Annotated in this window: 11 protein-coding genes and 2 pseudogenes; 7 read left to right on the top strand and 6 right to left on the bottom strand. The window is 41.6% G+C overall.

The genetic code is table 11. The features are described from left to right. Position 1: 1 nt before the first annotated feature. From D5018_RS12295 to D5018_RS12275, 5 genes are all read left to right on the top strand, one after another. Positions 2-808 (top strand): helix-turn-helix domain-containing protein, encoded by an 807-nt coding sequence (locus D5018_RS12295; protein ID WP_121839299.1) that lies wholly within the window; start codon positions 2-4, stop codon positions 806-808. Then, complete coding sequence (locus tag D5018_RS12290; RefSeq protein ID WP_121839298.1) at positions 805-8,004, top strand: type I polyketide synthase; 7,200 nt, start codon at positions 805-807, stop codon at positions 8,002-8,004. Before D5018_RS12295 ends, D5018_RS12290 begins: the two co-directional genes overlap by 4 nt. Continuing rightward, a complete protein-coding gene (locus tag D5018_RS12285; protein ID WP_121839297.1) occupies positions 8,001-9,404 on the top strand; it encodes a PfaB family protein in 1,404 nt (467 codons plus the stop codon). The genes D5018_RS12290 and D5018_RS12285 overlap by 4 nt, the downstream gene beginning before the upstream one ends. Then, positions 9,404-14,974 (top strand): hotdog fold thioesterase, encoded by a 5,571-nt coding sequence (locus tag D5018_RS12280; RefSeq protein WP_121839296.1) that lies wholly within the window; start codon positions 9,404-9,406, stop codon positions 14,972-14,974. Before D5018_RS12285 ends, D5018_RS12280 begins: the two co-directional genes overlap by 1 nt. Positions 14,975-15,343: 369 nt before the next feature. Next, entirely contained in the window at positions 15,344-16,972 is a 1,629-nt protein-coding gene (locus tag D5018_RS12275; RefSeq protein ID WP_121839295.1) for a PfaD family polyunsaturated fatty acid/polyketide biosynthesis protein, read from the top strand. Positions 16,973-17,086: 114 nt separating this feature from the next. Here the strand turns inward: D5018_RS12275 and D5018_RS12270 are convergent, their stop codons facing one another. From D5018_RS12270 to D5018_RS12260, 3 genes are all read right to left on the bottom strand, one after another. Beyond that, on the bottom strand, positions 17,087-17,770 hold the full coding sequence (locus tag D5018_RS12270; protein ID WP_121839294.1) for a hypothetical protein: 684 nt from the start codon (positions 17,768-17,770) through the stop codon (positions 17,087-17,089). Positions 17,771-18,043: 273 nt separating this feature from the next. Further along, entirely contained in the window at positions 18,044-18,265 is a 222-nt protein-coding gene (locus tag D5018_RS12265) for a hypothetical protein (RefSeq protein ID WP_121839293.1), read from the bottom strand. Then, positions 18,262-19,548 (bottom strand): hypothetical protein, encoded by a 1,287-nt coding sequence (locus tag D5018_RS12260; RefSeq protein ID WP_121839292.1) that lies wholly within the window; start codon positions 19,546-19,548, stop codon positions 18,262-18,264. The genes D5018_RS12265 and D5018_RS12260 overlap by 4 nt, the downstream gene beginning before the upstream one ends. 192 nt (positions 19,549-19,740) lie before the next feature. Between D5018_RS12260 and D5018_RS12255 the strand changes: the two genes are divergently transcribed. Beyond that, positions 19,741-21,567 (top strand): DUF885 domain-containing protein, encoded by a 1,827-nt coding sequence (locus tag D5018_RS12255; protein ID WP_121839291.1) that lies wholly within the window; start codon positions 19,741-19,743, stop codon positions 21,565-21,567. Here the strand turns inward: D5018_RS12255 and D5018_RS12250 are convergent. Further along, positions 21,461-22,486, bottom strand: coding sequence for a hypothetical protein (locus tag D5018_RS12250; RefSeq protein ID WP_121839290.1), 1,026 nt, complete (start codon positions 22,484-22,486; stop codon positions 21,461-21,463). The two genes, D5018_RS12255 and D5018_RS12250, sit on opposite strands and share 107 nt — an antisense overlap. Positions 22,487-22,842: 356 nt before the next feature. On the opposite strand from D5018_RS12250, the pseudogene D5018_RS12245 reads away from it, so the two are divergent. Continuing rightward, a pseudogene (locus D5018_RS12245) lies at positions 22,843-23,459 on the top strand (fumarylacetoacetate hydrolase family protein). Positions 23,460-23,769: 310 nt separating this feature from the next. On the opposite strand, the gene istB reads toward D5018_RS12245, so the two are convergent. After that, on the bottom strand, positions 23,770-24,525 hold the full coding sequence (gene istB / locus D5018_RS12240; protein ID WP_121839307.1) for an IS21-like element helper ATPase IstB: 756 nt from the start codon (positions 24,523-24,525) through the stop codon (positions 23,770-23,772). Between the two features lie 14 nt (positions 24,526-24,539). Next, positions 24,540-24,819 (bottom strand): annotated as a pseudogene (locus D5018_RS21705) (IS21 family transposase); the annotation flags it as partial.

The following is a 24,819-nucleotide window of genomic DNA, read 5'->3' as shown; positions in this document are numbered from 1 at the left end:
AATGACATCACGTCAACGACACGGAAATGCGACTACAACGCCTGAAATGAGGAAGTTTATTCAGACCTCAGAACTCACTGTGTCTGAGTTATCTAAAATCCTCAATATCAGTCAAGCCACGGTGAGAAAATGGCGTAATCGTACAGATATTGAAGATGGTGATCATACACCACATCACCTCAATACCACGCTTTCTGCAGTTGAAGAATATGTTGTCGTAGGCTTAAGAATTCAATTGAAGCTTTCACTGGATAAACTGCTAAAAATCACTCAAGAATTTATTAACCCTAACGTGTCACGATCAGGTCTAGCCCGTTGCTTAAAGCGCTATGGCTTCTCAAGAGGTGACGAACCCAACCTTAATGATGTACCCGAGCCATTCTTTAATGCCCTTCCTGTGGTGCAAGGCTCAGACATCAGTCGTTATACTTTAAATGCTGAAACGCTTGCCGAAGCTTTAAATTTACCGAGTGCCGATGGTGATACCGTCGTTCAAGTAATGGCTTTTAGTGTTCCAGATAGTATTTCCAAAGGTAAATCCACCTCTGTATTCATTGGTACCGACAGTCAAAGTGATTGGGTTTACATCGATATTTATCAAGACAACGAAACGGCTGCTTCAAATCGCTATATCAGTTACGTACTTGAGCAAGGGCCATTTCATTTACGCAAATTATTAGTTAAGAACTATCAATCTTTTTTAGCTCGTTTTCCCAATGCCGATACTCGTATTGTGCCAAAGATGTCGAATCAAAAAACCAATTCCGAGCGCGCTAAAGCCAGTTTATTTTCCGGAGACTCTTTATGAGCCAAACATCCACACACGATCAGCAGCAAGATAAGCGGCTAAACCGTCGACTCAAAGACACGCCTATTGCCATTGTCGGCATGGCGAGCATTTTTGCCGATTCTCGATACTTAGATGAATTTTGGGATTTAATCAGCGATAAAGTTAATGCCATTTCCGACGTGCCAGATACTCATTGGAATGCAGATGACTATTTCGATAGCAACAAATCCACGCCAGATAAAATTTACTGTAAGCGTGGTGGCTTCATGCCTGAAGTTGATTTCAATCCAATGGAATTTGGCTTACCACCTAATATTCTGGAACTAACGGACAGCTCACAATTACTATCCCTAGTCGTTGCCAAAGAAGTGTTAGCCGACGCAAAACTTGGTGAAGATTACGACAGAGATCGCATTGGAATTACCCTTGGTATTGGTGGCGGTCAACAGATCAGCCAAAGCATGAATGCTCGTTTGCAATACCCTGTTCTCCGCAAAGTATTTAAAAATAGCGGCATTAGCGATGAAGATGCCGAAATGCTGATCCAAAAAGTTCAAGACCAATATGTACCGTGGGAAGAAAACTCATTCCCCGGTTCATTAGGCAATGTGATTGCAGGCCGAATTGCTAACCGCTTTAATCTTGGCGGAATGAACTGTGTGGTCGATGCCGCTTGTGCAGGTTCTCATGCTGCGATTCGCATGGCAGTAACTGAGCTGGTCGAAGGTCGCTCAGACATGATGATCACAGGTGGGGTTTGTACCGATAATTCCCCATACATGTATATGAGTTTCTCGAAAACCCCAGCCTTTACCGACCAAGAAACCATTAAACCTTTTGATGCTGACTCCAACGGCATGATGATTGGTGAAGGTATCGGCATGATTGCCATCAAGCGTCTAGAAGATGCAGAGCGCGATGGCGACAGGATCTACGCAGTAATAAAAGGCGTTGGGGCATCCTCCGATGGTAAGTTCAAAAGCATTTATGCACCTCGCAGTGAAGGACAAGCCAAAGCCTTAAAGCGTGCTTATGACGATGCAGGCTTTGAACCTAAAACCGTTGGCTTAATTGAAGCTCACGGGACTGGTACCGCAGCGGGTGATGTGGCTGAATTCTTTGGGTTAAGCTCTGTTTTCTCTGAAGATAATGACCAAAAACAACATATCGCGCTTGGCTCGATAAAATCACAAGTAGGACACACTAAGTCTACCGCTGGTACGGCTGGCTTGATCAAGATGGCGTTGGCGATGCATCACAAAGTACTGCCGCCAACCATTAGCGTTGAAAAACCGAATCCGAAATTGGATATCGAAGACAGCCCATTTTATCTGAATACCGAAACCCGCCCTTGGCTTCGTGTTGATGACACACCACGTCGTGGTGGCATTAGTTCCTTTGGGTTTGGTGGCACTAACTTTCATATTGTTTTGGAAGAATACGACGCCGAACATGCTCGCGACAACAAGTATCGCCAACGCACTGTAGCCTCATCACTTTTATTCAGTGCTCATAGTGTCGATGATTTAATTGATGAACTTTTAGATATTCAATCAAAAGAGTTTTCGTTACCTGAGTTGGCAGCCAAATATCCCCTGAAAGGCATTCCATCAAGACGACCAAGATTAGGTTTTGTTGCTTCAAGTATTGAGCAAGCTAAACAGCAAATTGAACAAGCTATACAGCAACTAAAACAAAAATCAGATACTCCTTGGACATTACCATCTGGAGCGAGTTATAGACCAAGTGCTCTAGTGAATCATAAAACTATGGTTGCCGCCCTATTCGCAGGTCAAGGCTCTCAATATGTGAACATGGCAAAAGAGTTGGCGTGTAACTTCCCTGAAGTTCGTGCTGAGTTTGATTCTGCCAATGCGGTTTACGCCCAAAACCAGCTACAGCGTTTATCTGAGCGAGTGTTCCCTGTTCCTGCGTTCAACAGTTCAGATAAAAAAGCACAGCAAGCTAAGTTAACAGATACGGCTTATGCACAGACCGCTATTGGTGCTGTATCTATGGCTCAATTTGAATTGCTTGAACAAGCTGGATTTACACCTGACATGGTTGCTGGTCACAGCTTTGGCGAATTGTCAGCATTAAGAGCCGCAGGTGTTATCAGTAGTGATGATTATTACCAACTGACCTTCGCTCGTGGTAAAGCCATGGCGTCTGTACCAGAAGGTAAAGATGCTGGCAGCATGATGGCTGTGATCCTGCCTACAGGTTCAGAATCTGAATTAGCACAGTTACAAGATTGTTTAGCCAAATTTGATGATGTCAAAGTCGCCAATAACAACTCAAGTAAACAACAAGTGATTGCTGGCGGAACTGAGTCGATAGAAGCCATTGGCCCACTACTAAAAGAGCAAGGCTTTAAAGCAATTAAGCTACCTGTTTCTGGCGCATTCCATACCGAATTAGTTTCTCATGCACAGCAACCTTTTGCTGAGGCCATTCAAGCCGCAAAATTCAATGCTCCACAATGTGATCTATACAGCAATGCGACTGGCACTTTGTATGAAGATGATGCTGAAACTATTCAGTCTGAGTTCCAGCAGCACATGTTGCAATCAGTACGTTTCCAGCAGCAGATCAAAAACATGTACCAAGATGGTGCGCGTGTTTTCGTAGAGTTTGGACCCAAAGATATTCTGCAAAAATTAGTTACCGATAACTTAGCGAATGAAGAGGAAGAAATCCTCACCATCAGCATCAACCCAAATGCCAAAGGCGATAGCGATTTGCAGTTTAGAGTTGCAGCCACTCAACTAGCGGTTGCTGGTATTGAGCTAGAAAATATCGACCCTTATCAAGCCGAGAAAGTGAGAAGTGAACCCGCAGCTGGTATGTCAGTTAAGCTTTGTGGACACAACTACATCAGCGAAGCGACTAAGCAAAAAATGCAGGCTTCGTTAGAAAACGGCAAGATTAAATCTCAAATCCAATATGTCGATCGTCCTGTAGAGAAAATCGTCGAAAAAATTATTGAAAAACCTGTTATTGAAAAAACTTTTATTGAACAACTTCCGGAATCAAGTGTGAACAAACCTAAATCCAAGCCTACTGCTTCTCAAGCAACACCAGCATCAGGTGACACTCTTGATGCCTTTTTTGCAGCACAAAATCAGGTCGCTAAGCTGCATCAGCAATTTTTAGAAATCCCACAGCAATACGGGGATACCTTTGCCTTTTTAATGGCAGAGCAAGCCAAACTAGCAAGCCAAGGTCTGGCGATCCCTGAAGCATTGCAACGCTCGATGGAAATGTTCCACCAGCATCAAAGCCAAACGCTGCAAAGCCATGAGCAATTTATGCAGCTACAAGCCAGTCAAAATCAAGCGGCGCTGGCTATGCTAAATGGTACTCAGTTGCAAATGAGCAAACAGGAAATACCTTCAGCTTCTTCTGCTGTAAAACAAAATGTAGTGCAACCAAGCGTTAAACAGTCTGTTGAAGTTACACGTCAGACTGCTCCTGTTGTTGCGCAAACAACGGCTGAAGCTGCAGTTTCATTACCACCTCAAACACCAACGGCTGTTAATCAGCCTCAATCAACACCAGTGGTTGAACCAATAAGTTCAGGATTAAACCCTGAACAAGTTCAGAGCACCATGCTATCAGTCGTAGCCGAGAAGACTGGCTATCCAACTGAAATGTTGGACTTAGGCATGGATATGGAAGCCGACTTAGGTATCGATTCCATCAAGCGTGTTGAGATTCTTGGTACGGTGCAAGATCAACTACCTGAACTTCGAGAGTTAAGTCCAGAAGATTTAGCCGAGTGTCGCACTCTGGGAGAAATCGTTACTTACATGAATTCAAAACTGGATTCATCGGCGTCAGTTAATTCTGCGCCAGTTGCATCTACGACAACATCGAGCTTAAACGCTGAACAAGTTCAACTCACCATGCTGTCTGTTGTCGCAGAAAAGACAGGCTACCCAACAGAAATGTTGGACTTAGGCATGGATATGGAAGCTGACTTAGGTATTGATTCCATTAAGCGTGTTGAAATTCTTGGTACGGTGCAAGATCAACTGCCTGAACTTCCAGAATTAAGCCCTGAAGATTTAGCTGAGTGTCGCACTCTGGGTGAAATCGTCACTTACATGAATTCGAAATTAGATTCATCAGCGCCTGTTAACACTGCTCCACTAACAACCACAGCAACATCAGGCTTAAATGCAGAACAAGTGCAATCAACCATGCTTGCTGTAGTAGCAGATAAAACGGGCTACCCAACAGAAATGCTAGAGCTAAGCATGGATATGGAAGCCGATTTAGGTATCGACTCTATCAAGCGTGTTGAGATTCTTGGTACTGTTCAAGACCAGCTTCCAGAGCTGCCAGAATTAAACCCTGAAGATCTAGCTGAGTGTCGAACTTTGGGTGAAATCGTCACTTATATGAATTCAAAGCTAATTTCTTCTGCGCCCGTTGTAGAAGAGCAAGTAGTTTCAACTAGCTCAACATTAAATGCAGAACAAGTGCAATCAACCATGCTTGCTGTAGTAGCAGATAAAACGGGTTACCCAACCGAGATGCTTGAGCTAAGTATGGATATGGAAGCCGACTTAGGTATCGACTCCATCAAGCGTGTTGAAATTCTTGGTACTGTTCAAGACCAACTGCCAGATCTTCCAGAGTTAAACCCTGAAGACCTAGCCGAGTGTCGTACCTTGGGTGAAATCGTTGCTTATATGAATTCAAAGTTGACGGCCACTGCTCAGCCAATTGAAGTGGTAAGCCAAGCTCCAGCTGCAAACAATGAATCAGTAAATATTGAGCTTCCGCCACACAGCGAGGTCAGCTTAAAAAAGCTGCCAGCGGCGGCTAACCCTGAATCGGTAACAACTAGCGGCTTGTTTGTCATCACTGATGATGGACAAAACGCTGGCATTCTAGCTGAAAAGCTCACCGCAAAAGGATTAACCGTCGCTGTTGTTCATGCACCTGAAACCGTATTAACGGCACATTCACCATTAAGTAGTGATATAGCCCAATTTACCCTTTCAGAGCTTAACGATACTACGATTGCTGAAACGTTAGCTTCCATTCAAGAGTTAGGTAATATCAACGGCTTTATTCACTTGCAGCCTAAGCATGAAGCCAATCTTGAGATAAATCTTGATGATTGCGCCTACACTCATGTCGAACATGCTTTCTTGTGGGCTAAACATTTGCAGCCAATTCTAAACACTACTGAGCAAGGTCAATTTGTCACAGTATCAAGAATGGATGGTGGCTTTGGCTATTTGAATGACTCAGCATTTGAATTGAATCAAGCGGCACTCTCGGGATTAACTAAAACCTTATCCCATGAGTGGAACAAGGTTAACTGTAAAGCATTAGACATTGATACCAACTTAGATAATGCCGAATTTTCAAGTGCCATTATTGCTGAATTGTTTGATCAAACTCAGGTAACTGAAATTGGGATCAGTGACTCTGGTCGCTTCACTTTGGTTGCTGGAGAACAATCACAACAATCTAACGCTGCTGACATCAATTCGTCTGATAAAATTCTGGTCACTGGTGGAGCAAAAGGCGTGACATTGGAGTGTGCACTAAAACTGGCACAAGCCACACAAGGTCACTTTATTCTCGCAGGTCGTAGCCAACAAATACCACATAATGAACTTCCAGCTTGGGCTCATGGAAAATCAGTTAATGAACTCAAGCCAGCGGCAATTTCTGCATTAATGGCCGAGGGCAAAAAACAAAGCCCAAAACAAATTGATGACTTAATTTGGCCAATTAAAAGTTCATTGGAAATTGACCATGCAATCCGTCGATTTGAACAGTTGGGCGCAAGCGCTGAATACCTTTCTTTAGATGTAAACAACGCCGATGCCATTTCTGAAACCTTAGCGCCACTCACTGCGATTGCACCTATTACGGGTTTAATTCACGGAGCGGGTGTATTAGCCGATAAGCTTATTCAAGATAAATCTCTAGATGAATTATCAAGAGTTTACGGCACTAAAGTGAATGGCCTTAAACAATTGCTTGATGTATTAGAGCCATCAAACATGAAGTTGATTGCCCTATTCTCTTCTGCTGCGGGTTTTTATGGCAACACAGGTCAAAGTGATTACGCCATGGCGAATGAGATTTTGAATAAAACAGCAGTTCAGCTAAGCCATAATTACCCAAACTGTAAAAGCATCAGTTTCGATTGGGGACCTTGGGACGGGGGAATGGTCAATTCTGCCCTTAAAAAAATGTTTACCGACCGAGGTGTATATGTGATTCCGCTAGAAGCTGGCGCCCAATTATTTGCCGATAAGATTTTATCCAAATCTTCTAGCCAGCTATTGATCGGCTCAGATATGCAGGGTAACTCAGCACACCAAGAGGACGCGCATTCAAAAAAGCCTAATGCGGATGTAATTAAGTGGGATAAAGAAATCACGCTTAGATTAGATCCGCAGAACCTCGGTTTCATTGAACACCATCAAATTAAAGGCCACCCTGTTCTTCCGACGGTGTGCGCCTTAGATTGGATGCTGGAACAAGTCGAAAACTTAACGGGTAAAGCTTGGTCTGTTCATCATTACCAGCTACTGAAAGGTGTCGTGTTTGATAGTGATAAAACCAAGGTATTGACGTTACGACTTGAGCCACAAGATGAACATCTTGTTGCGACTATTGAATGTGACGGTAAGCCTCAGTATCAAGCTAAGTTGGTTGAGGGAGCAATCGCGCAACCAACTATTGAGTTGAGTGGTATCACACCCTACGCTCAAGACGCGAATGAGTTCTATCGAAATGGTACTTTGTTCCACGGTGAGCAGCTACAAGGGATTAGCCAGCTTAGCCATTACGACCACCAAGGTTTAATCGCTAAATTGGATATACCAAACTCAATTAGCTCTGAGTTGAATAATGGTATTTCAAACTACCACCCTGTTGCAGAAGATCAAATGCTCCAAGCCTTGTTAGTTTGGACAAAGCTCAATACAGGACATGCAAGCTTACCTGTGAGTATTGGCGAATACCAAGCCTGTTCATTGGAAAAGACCGAGACAATCACAGAGCTAAGATTGAAAGTGACTAAAGCCAGTAAGCACCAAGTAATGGCTGATATCGCTTTACTGACTGCAGATGGAGCAATCTGCGGTTTTATGAAACAAGCAACGGTTACTGTTAGCCCAAATCTAGTATTTGAACCTCACACGGAGCTACACCAATTAGGAGCAGGCAATCTGTGAGTGCAAGCCTAGACTTAAGACAACTCGTAGATGTGCAGCGACCATTACCTTTGGTCGCTGCCACTCGATTGTTTTATATCATCACTGGTACAAACATTGATGAGGTACTCTCGCAAGCTAAAGAGTTATCCGTTTCAACTGACTTTCTTGGTAGCATGCGGGTTAACTTACTGGACTATCAAGCTCAGCAACCTTTAGCGTTAGTGCTTCAAGCACCCAACCCAGCGCAATTACATGCAGAGATAAAAGCTTTCGAACAAGCTGCTTTAGATAACCAGCGTAAACAAGACTGGCAATTTACTACCCCCAACGGAAGTTGCTTTTACTCTAAACCACCACAAAATAAAGGCTTAACTTTTGTCTATCCGGGAGTAGGTACAGCTTATCCAAACATGTTTTTAGGCTTGCATCAGTATTTTCCACGGCAATTTGCTCAATTGGCAACCAAGCTGGATCTCAATGCTCTGCTTCAAGCCAATGTTTACTATACAAAGAACGCAAATCCACCGACACTCAGCCAACAAGCAATTGCTGGCGTAGGCGTGAGTTACCTATTGAGTCAATTATTGCTTGAAGAGTTTAACTTACAGCCAAAGTTTGCATTAGGTTACTCCATGGGTGAAACCGCTATGTGGGCAAGCCTTGGAGTTTGGAAGCAACCAGAAACCTTGATTGATGCTACAGCTAACAGTGATATCTTTCAGCACCAAATATCAGGTTCATTGGCTGCGGTAAAAGAACTATGGCAGTTAGGGTCAGATGAAAACATAAGCTGGAACAGCTTTTACGTAGCAGCAACAGCTGATGAAATAACCCAAGCACTGACTGATTTCCCTAGGGCATATTTAGCCATCAGCCATAAAGATACCTGCATCATTGCAGGTGAAGAACAAGCTTGTCGAGATCTACTTAAAGCCATAGGTAAGCGAGGCATTGCAACCAATATGGTTACCGCCATGCACACACCAGCATCGCAATTGGTTAAAGAAGATATTCAACAATTTTATCAGCAACCGATTACCGAAAAAGTGCCTGATATTAAGTTTATTTCAGCCTCTCAATCAGAGCCATTGGATATACAGACAATCAATCCTGAATCCATTGCCACCAGCATTGCGAATACCTTCACTCAGCCTTTAGATTTTTCACATGTGATCAATAAAGCTATATCTTACGGCAGTCGCATTTTTGTAGAATTAGGCGCGGATAGACAAACCACCACCTTGATTAATAAACAATTACAAGATGCTCAAGAATATCACACCATCGCCTTAAACAGTAAAGGACAAGATACCGTGACTAGCCTGTTAAATGGCATCGCCAAATTGATCAGTTTACGGGTACCACTTTCCATCGATGCCCTCACGACCCGATTTACCCCAGTTAAGGAGAGCCACTAGTGCCTTCGAAGTCTGAATCATCTCACTCTCTGTCTTCAAGAAAGAGCTCTGGAACATCACAAAAGATTGCGATTGTAGGCTTAGCCGCTCGTTATCCAGACGCTAATAATGCCCAAGAGTTTTGGCAAAATTTATTAGATAAACAAGATTCAAGAACCCAGCTCACGGCTGACAAACTTAACGCGCAGCCTGTTGACTACCAAGGTCAACAGGGCGAATCCGACCGTTTCTATTGCGATCGCGGTGGTTATGTTCAAGATTTTACGTTTGAAGCTGACGGTTACCATCTTCCAGCAGAGCGATTGGCACATTTGGATGATGGCTTTTTATGGGCACTCGACTGTGGTCGTAAAGCACTAGCTGATGCCAATATTTCATTGGATTCAGATGCTCTATCTCGCACTGGTGTGGTGATGGGTAGCTTGTCGTTCCCGACAAAAACGTCCAATGAGTTGGTTCTACCTTTATATCACCAAGCGGTTGAAAAAGGTTTACAGCAAAAATTCCACCAACCCAATTTCAAGCTTGAGCACTTTTCCAATAAGCCACAATTTAATGCCGACATAAAAACACACTTAGCTGCCGCCCACAGTGCTTCACAAGTATTACATCAAGCACTTGGCTTAGGTGGTTGCCAGCTAACATTAGACGCTGCCTGTGCGAGTTCTGTTTACGCAGTAAAGCTGGCCTGTGATTACCTCAACTCAGGTAAAGCTGATGTCATGTTAGCGGGTGCGATGTCTGGCGCCGATCCATTTTTTATCAATATGGGGTTCTCCATTTTCCACGCCTATCCTGATAACAACTGCTCGGCTCCGTTTGATGAAAACAGCCAAGGCTTGTTTGCTGGTGAAGGCGCAGGCGTTTTGGTGCTGAAACGACTGGCCGATGCTGAACGTGATGGCGATAAGATTTACGGTGTTATTTCTGGTGTTGGCTTATCGAATGACGGTAAAGGTCAATTCGTACTAAGCCCGAATTCAAAAGGCCAAGTGCTGGCATTTGAGCGAGCCTATGCCGATGCAAAACTTGATCCTAAACAAGTTGAAGCCATTGAATGTCATGCTACCGGCACTCCATTGGGTGATAAAGTTGAATTGACCTCAATGGAGCAATTTTTTACTGACAAATTAGACAATACAACTGCGCCAATGATTGGCTCTGCCAAGTCTAACTTAGGTCACTTACTTACAGCTGCGGGCATGCCGGGGATCATGAAAATGATTTTCGCCATGGAACATGAAAAGCTGCCTGCAACTATCAACTTAAATCAAACGATTGCTTCACCTGACGAATTATTCTCAGGCAAACAAGTACCGACTGAAACCCAAGTTTGGCCTAAAAAATCAGATTCAGAACAAAAACACGCTGGCGTTTCAGTGTTTGGCTTTGGTGGTTGTAATGCTCATTTGGTATTAGAGAGCTATCAACCTAACCAAACCAATCAGCCAATACATGAAGTAAAACCTAGCGAATTTTTGCCGTTACACATTTCTGGTATTGCGTCTCACTTTGGTCGCTTTGATTCTATTAATGCTTGGTATCAAGGTGTTCAGGCTGGCGAGAGCGGATTTACTCAGCTACCACCGCTACGTTGGAAAGGCTTACAAAATCAACCAGAACTATTAGCCCAATGGGGAATGAAACAAGTTCCTCAAGGTGGCTTTATCGAAAGTTTCGACTTCGACTTTTTACGGTTTAAAGTGCCGCCAAATGAAGATGACCGTTTAATCGCACAACAATTACTATTAATTAAAGTTGCCGATGAAGCGATCCGTGATGCAAAACTTAAAGCTGGAAGTAATGTTGCGGTATTAGTTGCAATGGAAACCGAGCCTGAATTACACCAATTCCGCGGTCGAGTTAATCTGCATACTCAAATTCGAGACAGTTTGATCAAGCAAGGCATTTCACTCTCTCAAAATGAATATCAACAGCTTGAAGCCATTGCCATGGATTCAGTATTGGACGCTGCCAAACTCAACCAGTACACGAGCTTTATCGGCAACATCATGGCATCTCGTATCTCATCATTATGGGATTTCAACGGTCCAGCCTTTACCATTTCAGCCGCCGAACATTCAGTGAATCGTTGTTTAGAAGTCGCTGACAATCTAATGATGCAAGATAGCTTAGATGCAGTGGTGATAGCAGCGGTCGATTTAAGTGGCAGCGCAGAGCAAGTCATTTTGCATCACCAAGTTCAAGCGGTTAATCCTGAACCCAATCAGAGTAATGAAGGCTGGAATATTGGTGAAGGTGCAGGTGCTATTGTATTGTCTTCTGATGCAGAGCAGTCTTACGGACAAATCCAAGATTTAAGTTTTGATGGTTCTTTAAGTAATGATTCACTCGTCGAACATAACTCAGCGATTGAACTACCTCAATCTAACCAAAGTGCTGCACAGTCCGTTGGACACTGTTTTGCCGCATCAGGCATGGCGTCACTGCTACATTCACTACTCAAGTTGAATACTGAAAACTCAAAAGCGGTTGTTCAAACTCAAACGTTATCGCAAATTTCGCAACTTCTGTTAGCTCAAAATACGACTCAGCAAGATCAATTAGTCACACGCTTATCTCAAGATTTAACTTGGACTGATTCAAAGCACTTGATCAAAACGGTCACTTTAGGTGGTCGAGATATTGTTGAGCACATTTGCAAAACGCCAATGGATAATCAAATTCTGAAAAAAGTAGCGAATGCTCAACTCACAAACTCAGGCTTATCTATAAAAGAAAAAGCATCTGAGCTTATTCATATCAAGAACACTGAATTTGCATCATCTTCCCTTGAATCTGCATCTATGAATGATTTACAAGCTCTTACTCAAAACCAATCTTTAGCACGTGAAGCTCATTTGGCTTACTTAAAAACGCGTCAGCAAGGCTTACAAATTGCCGATGCTTTATTAAAACAGCAACAAGCAACCATTCTTGGGCTGCCACAGTGTGAACAAGAGTTAAAGACAGAAACAGTACAAGAAACGATATGGCTACACCCTCACTCACTCAGCCAAATCACGCCTTATGTTGCGCCAATTCCTGAACGCAAACCATGCATTTGGGATTATCACGATTTAGTGGAATACGCTGAAGGTGATATCGCTAAGGTGTTTGGTAACGAATACGCTGTTATTGATAACTATGCTCGCCGAGTACGCCTACCGACTACGGACTACTTGCTGGTTTCTCGCGTAACTAAGCTCAATGCCGCTACCAATGAGTACCAGCCAAGTACTATGACTACAGAATATGACATTCCAGTCGATGCACCGTACTTAGTTGATGGTCAGATCCCTTGGGCAGTAGCCGTTGAATCCGGTCAGTGCGATCTTATGCTGATCAGTTACTTAGGCATCGACTTTGAAAATAAAGGTGAACGGGTATACAGATTACTCGATTGTACCCTGACCTTCTTAGGCGATTTACCTCGCGGTGGTGATACTCTGCGTTATGACATTTCCATCAACAACTTTGCTCGTAATGGCGAAACCTTGCTGTTCTTCTTCTCTTACGAGTGTTTTGTTGGCGATAAGATGATCCTGAAGATGGACGGTGGCTGTGCTGGATTCTTTACCGATCAAGAACTCGCTGACGGTAAAGGGGTAATTCGCACCGATGATGAAATTGCGACTCGAAATGCTGCACTTTCATCCATAAACAAACCTCGTTTTGAGCCATTAATTCATTGCCCGCAAACTCAATTCAATTATCAGCAAATTGCGAATTTATTAAGTGGTGATATTGGTAATTGCTTCGGTGGTCAGCATGCGAACTATCAAGCTCAACATAGCGTTCAACAATCTTTATGTTTTGCATCTGAAAAGTTTTTGATGATCGAGCAAGTGAATCAGCTTGATATTCACGGCGGCGCATGGGGATTAGGTTTTGTTGAAGGTGAAAAACAATTAGCACCTGATCATTGGTATTTCCCTTGCCACTTTAAAGATGATCAAGTGATGGCAGGTTCATTAATGGCTGAAGGTTGTGGTCAATTACTGCAATTCTTTATGCTGCATTTGGGAATGCACACTCAAGTGACTCAAGGTCGCTTCCAACCACTTAAGGATGCCTCACAAAAAGTACGTTGTCGTGGGCAGGTTTTACCACAACATGGAACTTTGACATATCGTATGGAAGTGACGGAAATAGGCCTGCATCCTCACCCTTATGCCAAAGCCAATATTGATATTCTGCTTAATGGCAAAGTGGTGGTTGATTTCCAAAACCTTGGAGTAATGATCAAAGAAGAAGTGGACTGTACTCGTTATATCGAGAGCGACACCCAATCCCAAATTGATTTTGGCAACCGTCCAAACGCACCACTAATGGCGCAGATACCAGATCACTCAGCACCAACCAACAAGGGCGTGGTGCCGATTAAACACGTGCCTGCGCCACTGTGCCCAGATTATCCAAATACAGAGCCTGATACCTTACCGTACACGCCACACCATTTATTCGAATTTGCCACAGGTGATATTGAAAAGTGCTTCGGTTCTGACTTCAGTATTTATAGAGATTTAATCCCACCGAGAACACCTTGTGGTGATTTGCAGCTCACAACAAGAGTCATCGACATTCAAGGTAAACGTGGGGATTTACGCAACCCAGCCTCTTGTATTGCAGAATATGAAGTGCCAGAAGACGCTTGGTATTTTGAGAAAAATACTCACGACAGCCTAATGCCGTATTCGGTACTAATGGAGATATCTCTACAGCCTAACGGCTTTATTTCAGCATGGATGGGAACAACACTACAGTTCCCGAATGACGAACTATTCTTCCGTAACTTAGATGGTTCGGGCGAGTTATTACGTCATGTCGATCTACGTGGTAAAACCATAATGAATGAATCAAAGCTGCTTTCAACGGTAGTGGCAGGTAGTAACATCATTCAAAACTTTACTTTCGAGTTATCGGTAGACAATGAACCCTTCTATCGAGGAAGTGCGGTATTTGGTTACTTTAAAGAGCAAGCCTTAACCCACCAGCTTGGTTTGGATAACGGCAGTGTGACTCAAGCTTGGCATCACCAAAATCAAATTAAAGCTGATGTAGAAATCAATTTACTTGATGATGCTTGCCCACTGTTTATCTCACCAGATGATAAACCTCATTATCGTTTGGCTGGAGAACAGCTTAACTTTATCGACAAAGTGGATATTGTTCGCCAAGGCGGTAAAGCCGAAAAAGGCTATTTATACGCAGAGCGTACCGTTGATGCGAGCGACTGGTTTTTCCAATTCCACTTCCATCAAGATCCTGTTATGCCGGGGTCATTAGGTGTCGAAGCTATTATTGAATTAATGCAAACCTTTGCATTGAATGAAGGCTTAGGGAAAGAATTTAGCAATCCGAAATTCGGACAGATATTATCTGACATAAAATGGAAATATCGTGGGCAAATCACCCCATTGAACAAACAAATGTCACTGGATGTTCACATTACGGATATTATCCATGAACCGAACCAAGTTATTATTAAAGGTGATGCTAACTTGAGTAAAGACGGCTTACGGATTTATGAAGTGACCGATATCGCTATTTGTTTGTATGAGGGGTAATCCTAGGCTTTAAAAGGCAAAGATAAACAAACGCTGAAACGCTGCAAGCCCATCCATGGGCGCTTGGCATCGGCATCCATGCCTCAGACATTCAGCTTATTATTTATCTTTTCCCGAATTAAGTGAAAATTAGCAGTTCACGAACAAGCTATGAACTAGATAGGTACAACCTAACCTTAAGCCAACTGTCCGTTACAGGATGTAACGGTCATCAGCACATGGACGTGCGCTTCGGTTGGCGTAGGTTAGGTTGTACCATATAGCATATTGAAAAGAGGCCTTAAGCTTGTTTATACAACAGCACTATTGCCCTTGAATGAAATTGAAAAAATAAATATACAAAATGTTTAACCGCATTTAGGAACAACGATGACATTGCAATTAGACAATAACAACAAAATTAGCCCTTGGCCGTGGCAGGTTGATAAGTCGGAACTGAATTTCGATAACAACACTTTGAGCCAAGCACTACAAGACTTGAATCAACCTTGTTATATCGTCAACCATTCTGAGAAAGGGTTGGCGTGCAGTCATCAAGCAGAAGTCGTTATACCTGCCTATCAAGTATTAGATCATCAATATCCGGTCAGTGCCTTTGCCCCAGCTCTTGGCACCGAAAGCTTAGGTGACAGCAATTTCCGACGCGTTCACGGTGTTAAATACGCCTATTACGCTGGCGCAATGGCAAACGGTATTTCATCAGAAGAACTGGTTATTGCTTTAGGTAAAGCTGGCATTTTATGCTCATTTGGTGCAGCGGGATTAATTCCAAGTCGAGTAGAATCCGCCATAAAACGTATTCAAGCAGAGCTACCAAATGGCCCATTTGCCTTTAACCTTATTCACAGCCCAAGTGAACCAGCACTTGAATGGGGTAGCGTAAAACTGTACCTGAAACATAAAGTACAAACCGTTGAGGCTTCTGCATTCTTAGCGCTAACTCCGCAAATCGTCTTATATCGCGCTGCTGGTTTGAGCCGAGATCCGCAAGGCAACATCCAAATCAATAACAAAGTCATCGCTAAAGTCAGCCGCACCGAAGTCGCCAAACAATTTATGGCGCCTGCCCCAGAAAAACTGCTAAAACCATTGGTTGATGAAGGATTGATCACAGAAGATCAAATGCAAATGGCAATGCAAGTGCCAATGGCGGATGACATCACTGCCGAAGCTGATTCTGGAGGGCATACCGATAATCGCCCATTAGTGACATTGTTACCGACATTGATTGCCCTAAAAGATCAAATGCAGGCTCAATATCAATACCCTACTCCACTGCGTGTTGGTGCTGGCGGTGGTATTGGTACACCGGATGCGGCATTAGCTGCGTTCAACATGGGAGCGGCATACATAGTCACAGGTTCGATCAACCAAGCGTGTGTTGAAGCTGGAGCCAGTGAACACACTCGCAAACTATTATCGACCACAGAAATGGCTGATGTGACCATGGCACCAGCCGCTGATATGTTTGAAATGGGTGTAAAACTGCAAGTGGTTAAACGCGGTACTTTATTCCCAATGCGAGCTAACAAGCTTTATGAAATTTACACTCGCTATGATTCGATTGAAGCGATTCCAGCCGATGAAAGAGCTAAGCTAGAGCAACAAGTTTTCAGAGCCAGCTTAGACGACATTTGGCAAGGTACCGTTGAGCATTTCAATGAACGTGACCCACAACAAATTAAGCGTGCTTTGGACAATCCAAAACGAAAAATGGCATTGATCTTCCGTTGGTATCTAGGGCTTTCTAGCCGTTGGTCAAACCAAGGCGAGTCTGGCAGAGAAATGGATTATCAAATCTGGGCAGGACCAGCACTAGGCGCATTCAACGCATGGGCAGCTGGTTCTTATTTAGATGACTATAAAGCTCGAAATGCCGCTGATTTAGCTCGTCATTTAATGGTTGGGGCAGCTTATCAAGCGCGTATTAACTTGCTACAATCTCAAGGGATTTCTATTCCTGTTGAATTACAGAAGTGGAAACCAAAGAAGTTTTAAGGTCGTGGGCACTCTGCCCACCCCCTTGATCTCTCCACACCTCACAATCAAAGCTAATACTTTCAAATTTAAATTAATAAAATAAATATTTTATCCGACTTTACTATTATTTTATTATTTACTGTCTTCACACACAAAAGTTAGAAATTTTTCTATATTATCTAGCGCATCAATAACGTATTCGTTAGATATCAAAATTGTCGAGCCATGAAGATCAAGCCCCTTGATATTTATAATCTGTTCCTTTTTTAGTTTTTTTGTATAATCAAGATCACCTTCTCCGTGTACTAATGCGTTCCTCAGCTTATTAAGATTAGTCAAATTACACCAAGCACTTTGACATATATTGCTTGCAAAATTAACTAAATTAAATTTATTTAGATATAGTTTAGCCCTTTCAATACCGCTTCCACTTAGATCATATACTGATATTGGCAAACTGTATTTCAACTGTTTTTGATGACAAATGCGATTTAAAGTATGTTCCAAAAATGCATACATATTTAAAATTGATGATATCCTATTTACACGATAAAAATTAAACTCAAGATCAATTAGTTCATCTTGATAGCAGTAATTATAGTGCTCATCGCTGTCATCATGCAGTGTTAGTTTTTGCTGATTTTTATCTAGTTTAACAAGTAAATCTCTATACTTGACTTGTGTTTCTTCAACTTCATTAAACACTGCTTTAAGCACAGAAATACGATTTTTTATTGAATCTGCAGAAACAGGGTAAGTCAAATGATTTTGTAATACTGTTGGTTTAAAGCTTTTATTTTTAAATTTATTTGTCACTATTCTATCCTTAAAAATAAACCGATACTGAATGAACTTCACTACCATTTAATTAACAAAGCTCCAAACTGGATGTTATCAACATTCATAGATATAAGGTAACAAATTAAACACCCTTAATTTGAATTAACGCCGTTGCAGATTTCAATACCCCCTCGAAGCTGTTTCAAATGAGATTGAATTTAAAATGGCGTAAGCCTGACAGGGACGTCAGGCTAGGCTCTGAGGTACATGGATGTACCATCAGAGCCGTTAGACATTTTTTCAATCTCATTAGAAACGCTTAGCTTCATCGGGGCGGCATGGAGAGATCCAAGAGAGGGGTTGCTGTTGACCCCTTTCTTGGTCGGGTGTGGGCAGACAGCCCATGACTTTAGCTGCATGATACGCAGTATCATAAAGTGCTCTTAGCATTAAGGCGTGTAATGCCACGACTTTATAAACTTCGAAGAAGTTTCCCATCAAATACTGATACATTCTCCATGTATTCTTCATAATCCCGAATCCTGGGTGCATTCATTTAAGCTTAATCTCGATTGAGATTGCCATTGTTCTTTTATTCGCTCTAAATGTCTTACAACAGTAGATAGGCTTGGCTGAGCTCTTTTTTTATTTGGCGCCATATATAAAACTAGAATAAGCATATTTTCAATGGGCGTAAAACAAGGGGAAATAACAGTAATATCATCCAAGACTGTCTGAGAACTGGTTTCAGTTGTTTTTTTCCAGTCATAATACAAGCCTTTTAGATAAGACTTAACAGCTGCTTTTAGTTTACTTTCAGAAATAGGCTTATGGCTCTCTGAGGAAGACATTTTTTTAATATCAGACTTCAATCTTTTAGCACATTTTCCTGAAAAACAAACGATGATATTCATTAATAATAGAAGTAAATTTTTTTCACATTCAACACTATAAAAAGGCTCTACAGCTACTGATGCTTCACTCTCTGAGGATGTTGCAACAGGCATTAACTTTTGCCACTCCTTTAAATAGGCCGTTGCTGAAATTTGGTCAATACTAAGATCTGAAATGGAAATCATTGACAGGTCATAGCCAGCTTGCAATAACTTTTGTAGACCATCAGCAAACTGCATTATGAGTTTAATAGTCGTTTTAGTGTCTAACCTACTTATTAGGGCTTCACATAGATTTTTTTCATCCTGACTAGAAGGCGTAGATAGGTCATTTTGTAATAAAATCGTTTCAAACAAATTATCTTCCATCCCTTTGGTCAATATAAAACGTTTTGAGAGACCTGTTACAGGATGACCACTTTCTGTTTCCTTTTTAGGCTCATATTGCTCATACATAAAACTAGTTGGAACTAGAGAGCTTGTCTTCAACTTTACTAATGATTGATTATGTAATAATAAGTGTCCCATCCCTTCAGCAGTTGCAGAACAAAGACAATTCAAAGTTACCGGCTTAGTCATGTCACTCCCTTCAAAAAATGTAACCATTTCGCGGTGAGTACCCATTTCTGCATCGAAAGTCTCGACGATACAATTAATTTTATGACCATCAACTGTCACACTAGTACGGCCTTTTTTAAGCGTATGCATATCAGGAATCTTCCCATGAGTAATAAAAAACTCGATCAGAGCCATCGAGGCTGCAGCGTGGACAGGGTTGATTGGGTTAACGCCTTTTAAGTAATAAGTCTTTTCACTATCTGAATTGATTAAAACAGTTACAGTTTTTTCTTCTGGATTTGATGCTGCTGAGTCCGAAGGTGAAGAGGTGCTACCAGTTACTGCTGAAAGAGATGTAGCCATATCGAGACCTTTAACGTTTTTTATGATTCATAATGAAAAAATGTTGCTCTTGCAAAACATTCATCAATCTTTATGGGTTCTATTCAGCTTCAATCTATGAATGCCATAACCTAAAACACTGTTACATTTTCACCATTGTTCTCCTAAAAACGACAATGTTAACCTTGTGTTAACAAAATAAGGAGAACCCTAATGGTTAAAAAGATATTTAAATGGACTGGGATAAGTTTGGCTGTTGCTATCGGCTTAGGTGGCAGTTTTGCTGCCCACGAATGGTATGCAGACAAACCGGTTAGACTGAGCTCATTACTCGATAGAGAAATGGTAAAAATTGCTTTCGAAAGCCCAGAAACATTAACTTCATTAGGCTTCTTAGAGTCTGTAGGCATCAAAGGCCATAATGCTGAATTAGATGATGACCGCCCTCAAGTATTAGAAAGGATGTTCAATAAAGCCAAGCAAATCAGAGTCCTTGTAGAACAGTATGATGATGCAGATCTTAATGAGAATGATCAGCTATCTAAAGAAATCACGTTATATCTCTTGGACTTTTTAGATTCTTCTTATGAATACCGTCATCATAACTACCCTGTAAATCAGCTGTTTGGTTTACAAAATAATTTTCCAAGCTTTATGGAAGCTCAACATCAAGTAACTAGCATCGAAGATGCAGATAACTACATTTCTCGATTAAATAAAGTCCCTGTTAAATTTTCTCAGAACCTCGAAGGACTGAAAATTAGAGAGCAAAAGCAAATCATTCCTCCGAAGTTTGTTATTGAGCGCGTAATAGACGAAATGAATGGTTTTGTAGCGACACCAATTGAAGAAAATATTTTATTTTCATCGCTCAAAGATAAGCTAGATAAAATAGATAACCTAGATCCTACCGAAAAACAAAGAGTTTTAGCTGAAGCTAATAAAGCTATTGAAACTAACGTTTATCCTGCTTATCAAGCTTTGATCAACTACTTTACTAAGCTGAAGCCAGAAGCGACTACTGATGCTGGTTTTTGGCGACTTCCCGGTGGCAACCAAGCTTATAAACAAGCTCTAGCTTTCTTCACTACCACCGATTATAGCCCTGAATATATCCACAACTTAGGTCTTACCGAAGTAGACAGAATCCAATCAGAAATTTTAGCTGAGCTGACAAAGCTGAATATCAATACTGATAATGGCTTTTCACAAACAATCGAAGATCTAGCCGCTGATGAACAATATTACTACCAAGATAATGATGATGGTCGTCAGCAGATTTTAGCGGACTATCAAACCATTCTTGATGAAATAGATGCTGGCCTTGACGACGCATTCAATATTCGCCCTAAAGCAGGAATGGAAGTAGTACGAATTCCAGAGTTTAAAGAAAAAACTTCACCTGGTGCTTATTATCAGCAACCATCTTTAGATGGCACTCGCCCGGGTCGATTCTTTGCTAATTTGTATGACATCAAAGCTACACCGACATACAGCATGCGGACCCTCGCCTACCACGAAGGTATTCCTGGTCATCACTTCCAAATTGCCATCGGCATGGAGCTAGAAGGATTACCTTTCTTGCGTAAAATGGGTGGCTTTACTGCTTATACTGAGGGCTGGGCATTGTACGCTGAGCAACTCGCTTGGGAGTTAGGGTTCCAAAAACACCCTCAAGATAATATCGGCCGTTTACAAGCTGAATTATTCAGGGCTGTCCGTCTAGTTGTTGATACAGGTCTTCACCATAAGCGTTGGACTCGTGAACAGGCTATTGATTATATGAAAGCCAATACAGGTATGGCACAAAGTGATGTAGTGTCTGAAATCGAACGTTATATCGTAATGCCCGGTCAAGCAACATCGTACAAAATCGGTATGATGAAGATTTTGGAGCTAAGAGAAAAAGCTAAAAACCAGTTAGGCGATAAGTTTAATCTTGCAGAATTCCATGATGTGGTGCTGAAAAATGGTGCGGTTCCATTATCGATTTTGGAACGCTTAGTTGATAAATACATTGAACAGAAACAAACGGCTTAATGGATTCGAGATAAGGTGCAAATAAGGCTCCCAGATATAAAGCTAGGTTACCTAGGTTTATATCTGGGAGCCCTTTATTACTTCTCTCCGACTTATTCTTTTTGCCAACTGAACGGGGTTTGGCTTCGTTTTCATTTACAAGAACCTCTTTTACAAAACTTGGTTCTTCATCTTCTAGAGGCACCCCCTCTTTTTCTAAGGGTAATGCCTCTTTTGCTTCCTCTAATTCAACATCTTGGTATAGCCAATCCTTGAAACTGCGCCAAGTTAAGTTTTCTTTTGTTAAAGGCACAATATCTTTTGGATTAATTTCACTAGGGTTAACTCCCAAGTTTACATCAGGGAAATCATATAAAAAGTAAACCCTTAACCCTTCTCTTGAGACTGTTATCGGTTTCCCATTTACGATCAACACAATGGCATTTTTATGATTTAAGCGTTTATTTAAAATAGGGCAGGTTTTTCTACTAAAACCGTAAGCTCTAGTGAACTTAATGTCATTATCAGCTTCTGGAACATTAAATGACTGATTAATAACCCGTTGCTCTTGGAATGTTGATTTTGACTTCCATTCACAAACGTTTGTTAAAAAAGGAGCTCCATTCGGAATAGTACAATCATCGTCATCATATAAATTAGACGGATGGATATGCTCTTCATACATACTTTGAACAATGTAGTCAGACGTTCTACGATCAATACCAACAAGCTTAAGGCAATACATAAAAAGCGATTTAACGGCATCTTTCACGCCCGAGTATTCAGACTTTCTCGATGCAGACAAAACACCATCCTCACCAAAACCAACACTGTATGTTTTTCCATTAGATAAAGTGATTGAAGATAAATCTTTTCCTTCCCATACATGGCGGGCCACTTCATATTGAACAACTTGCTTTGACAGCTTAGGTAAGGTCATTAACGCTCCGAACTCAATTAACTTTTTTGCAATTATAGCTGCACAATGGTTCGGACACTTTTTATAAGTAATTGAATTTACATAATTTTATAAATTGAATCTGAAAACACAGATTCATTAAAATTCAATGACTTACTAAATATTGAGGCACGACCAATCAAAAACTGTCCGAAGTATTGGCTGCAAAAACAAACACAAAAGATCAGCTCGTTCTAATTTAAAGTATTGTGCATAAACAAAGTTCATACAAAAATACTAAAAGCACCTGCATTATGGTAATTTCAGTCTCTGACTGATTAGACAACAAATCAAATGAGACAACTCTTTGATTAAAAATAAATTAATAAACAGAAAATATGATGACATCAAAAATTGTTTGTGTTGGCCGCAACTATGCTGAACACGCTAAAGAATTAAACAACCCTATTCCTACAGAACCTTTACTCTTTATAAAACCATCAACAGCATTATGTGATTTCAACCAAGCGATTAATGTTAGCCAAGCACCTTACCCTGTTCATTATGAAGCAGAGCTGGCTATTTTGATTGGACAAACGTTAACGAAAGCGACTCCGAAACAAGCTGAACAAGCGATATCTGGAATTGGTGCGGGGTTAGATTTAACGTATCGAGACTTACAAGCAGAGCTTAAATCGAAAGGGCACCCATGGGAAATAGCCAAAGCCTTTGATAACAGCTGCCCTATCACTGGTTTCATTCCTTTCGCAAATCACGATCTTAGCTCTTTAGAATATAAATTATTTATCAATGGGCAACTTAAGCAGCATGGACAATCCAAAGATATGCTGGTTGATATCCCTAATTTACTCAGTTACATCAGCCAGCATTTACTCTCGAACCTAATGATATCGTGCTGACAGGAACTCCTGCTGGAGTGGGAGTGTTGAACCCTAGTGACAAATTACAAATTGAAATACAAGATTTTATGAGGCTAAAAACTTTTGTAGTATAGGGCGTGTTGAACCATTGGGGGTAGAACTGATGTTGCTACTGAAGCTGAAGTTGCCATAACGTACAACCTTTATTTTTTTAAAAGGAAACCAAGAAAACAGTTATGCCAATTTTTACCGAATTTTGTTTTGACTTGAGTAATACCTAAATGTTCATGGCAACTCGAATTATGAAAAATATTAATCACATACAAAGCTAGGGAGCGTGTATGTTCTCCTAAATTAAATAAATGCGTATTCCTGCGGATATGATCGCTGATTCCTGCCCATCGTGATCAAGCGTCACATCAGAGCACCAACCTTTATGCATTTTTAGTCTATTTGATCACCATCAGTCAAGATTTCCTCTTTTTTTCGCATAGATTCCCCCTTTAATTTCAGCCGATGAGCGTTATGCATTAACCGATCTAAAATGGCATCAGCCAGTGTGTTATCTCCGATAGCTTGATGCCATTGCTCAGTCGGTAGTTGGCTTATCATAATGGTTGAGTTCGTTCCATGTCGGTCGTCCATGATTTCCATTAAGTCACTACGGTTAGCCGCTGTAAGCGGCTCTAGCCCCCAGTCATCGATGATAAGTAAGTGTGTTGACGCTAAAGTTTTTAGCAGCCTTTGGTATGTTCCGTCAGCTTTAGCTTGTGAGAGCATTAGCAGTAATCGTGATAGCCTGAAATAACGGACGCTATAGCCTTTGAGACAAGCACTGTGCCCCAGCGTACAAGCTAAGTAGGTTTTCCCACAGCCACATGGTCCAGTTAGTAAGGCGTTTTGTCCTTTGCTTACCCATTCACATTGGATAAGGCCCGTCATCTGGCTGCGTTTCAGCCCTCTTGGATGTTGATAGTCGATTTCTGAGGCCGTTGCACTTAACTTGAGTTTTGCATTGCGTAGCAGTCGTTGTTGTTTACGGTTGTCTCTATAAAGTGATTCACTTTCAACGATGTATTGCAGTCGCTCTTCAAATGATAAGTCACCGTAATGACCTAATTGCTCTTGTTGACTAAGTAAGGCCTGTGCCATGCCGGATAATTTCAGCTGCCGCAGCTGTGCGATTAAAGGCTCGATCATCATAATTATTCTCCTTAGTGGAAGGCATCTGAGCCACGAACATTTTCGTGGTGTTGGGGTAAATCAAAGCTTTGTTGCTTGCTATTCACCAGCTTGTCTTGGTTACTTTTGAGGATGTCACTGATTTGTCGGTAACGATAAAGCTTGTGTTGATTGGCGATAGCACAAGCGTTGTTCAGGCGTTCGTTTGAGTAGGTTTTAGAAAGGTTTAATACGCCTAAACACAGGTTATAGGCTTGCTCTGGGTGGGCTCGGCTATCCAGTTGATACTTCACCCATTTGGTGACTTCACTG

Source organism: Parashewanella curva, from assembly GCF_003675895.1.
In the GTDB taxonomy this organism is placed as follows: Bacteria; Pseudomonadota; Gammaproteobacteria; order Enterobacterales; family Shewanellaceae; genus Parashewanella; species Parashewanella curva.
This window is presented reverse-complemented; position numbering and strand designations above follow the sequence as displayed.

Coding starts and splice junctions, on each gene's coding strand:
- D5018_RS12290 (WP_121839298.1), top strand. CDS start 805: ATGAGCCAAACATCCACACACGATCAGCAGCAAGATAAGCGGCTAAAC.
- D5018_RS12250 (WP_121839290.1), bottom strand. CDS start 22,486: ATGACCTTACCTAAGCTGTCAAAGCAAGTTGTTCAATATGAAGTGGCC.
- D5018_RS12255 (WP_121839291.1), top strand. CDS start 19,741: ATGGTTAAAAAGATATTTAAATGGACTGGGATAAGTTTGGCTGTTGCT.
- D5018_RS12260 (WP_121839292.1), bottom strand. CDS start 19,548: ATGGCTACATCTCTTTCAGCAGTAACTGGTAGCACCTCTTCACCTTCG.
- D5018_RS12295 (WP_121839299.1), top strand. CDS start 2: ATGACATCACGTCAACGACACGGAAATGCGACTACAACGCCTGAAATG.
- D5018_RS12265 (WP_121839293.1), bottom strand. CDS start 18,265: ATGAAGAATACATGGAGAATGTATCAGTATTTGATGGGAAACTTCTTC.
- istB (WP_121839307.1), bottom strand. CDS start 24,525: ATGATCGAGCCTTTAATCGCACAGCTGCGGCAGCTGAAATTATCCGGC.
- D5018_RS12275 (WP_121839295.1), top strand. CDS start 15,344: ATGACATTGCAATTAGACAATAACAACAAAATTAGCCCTTGGCCGTGG.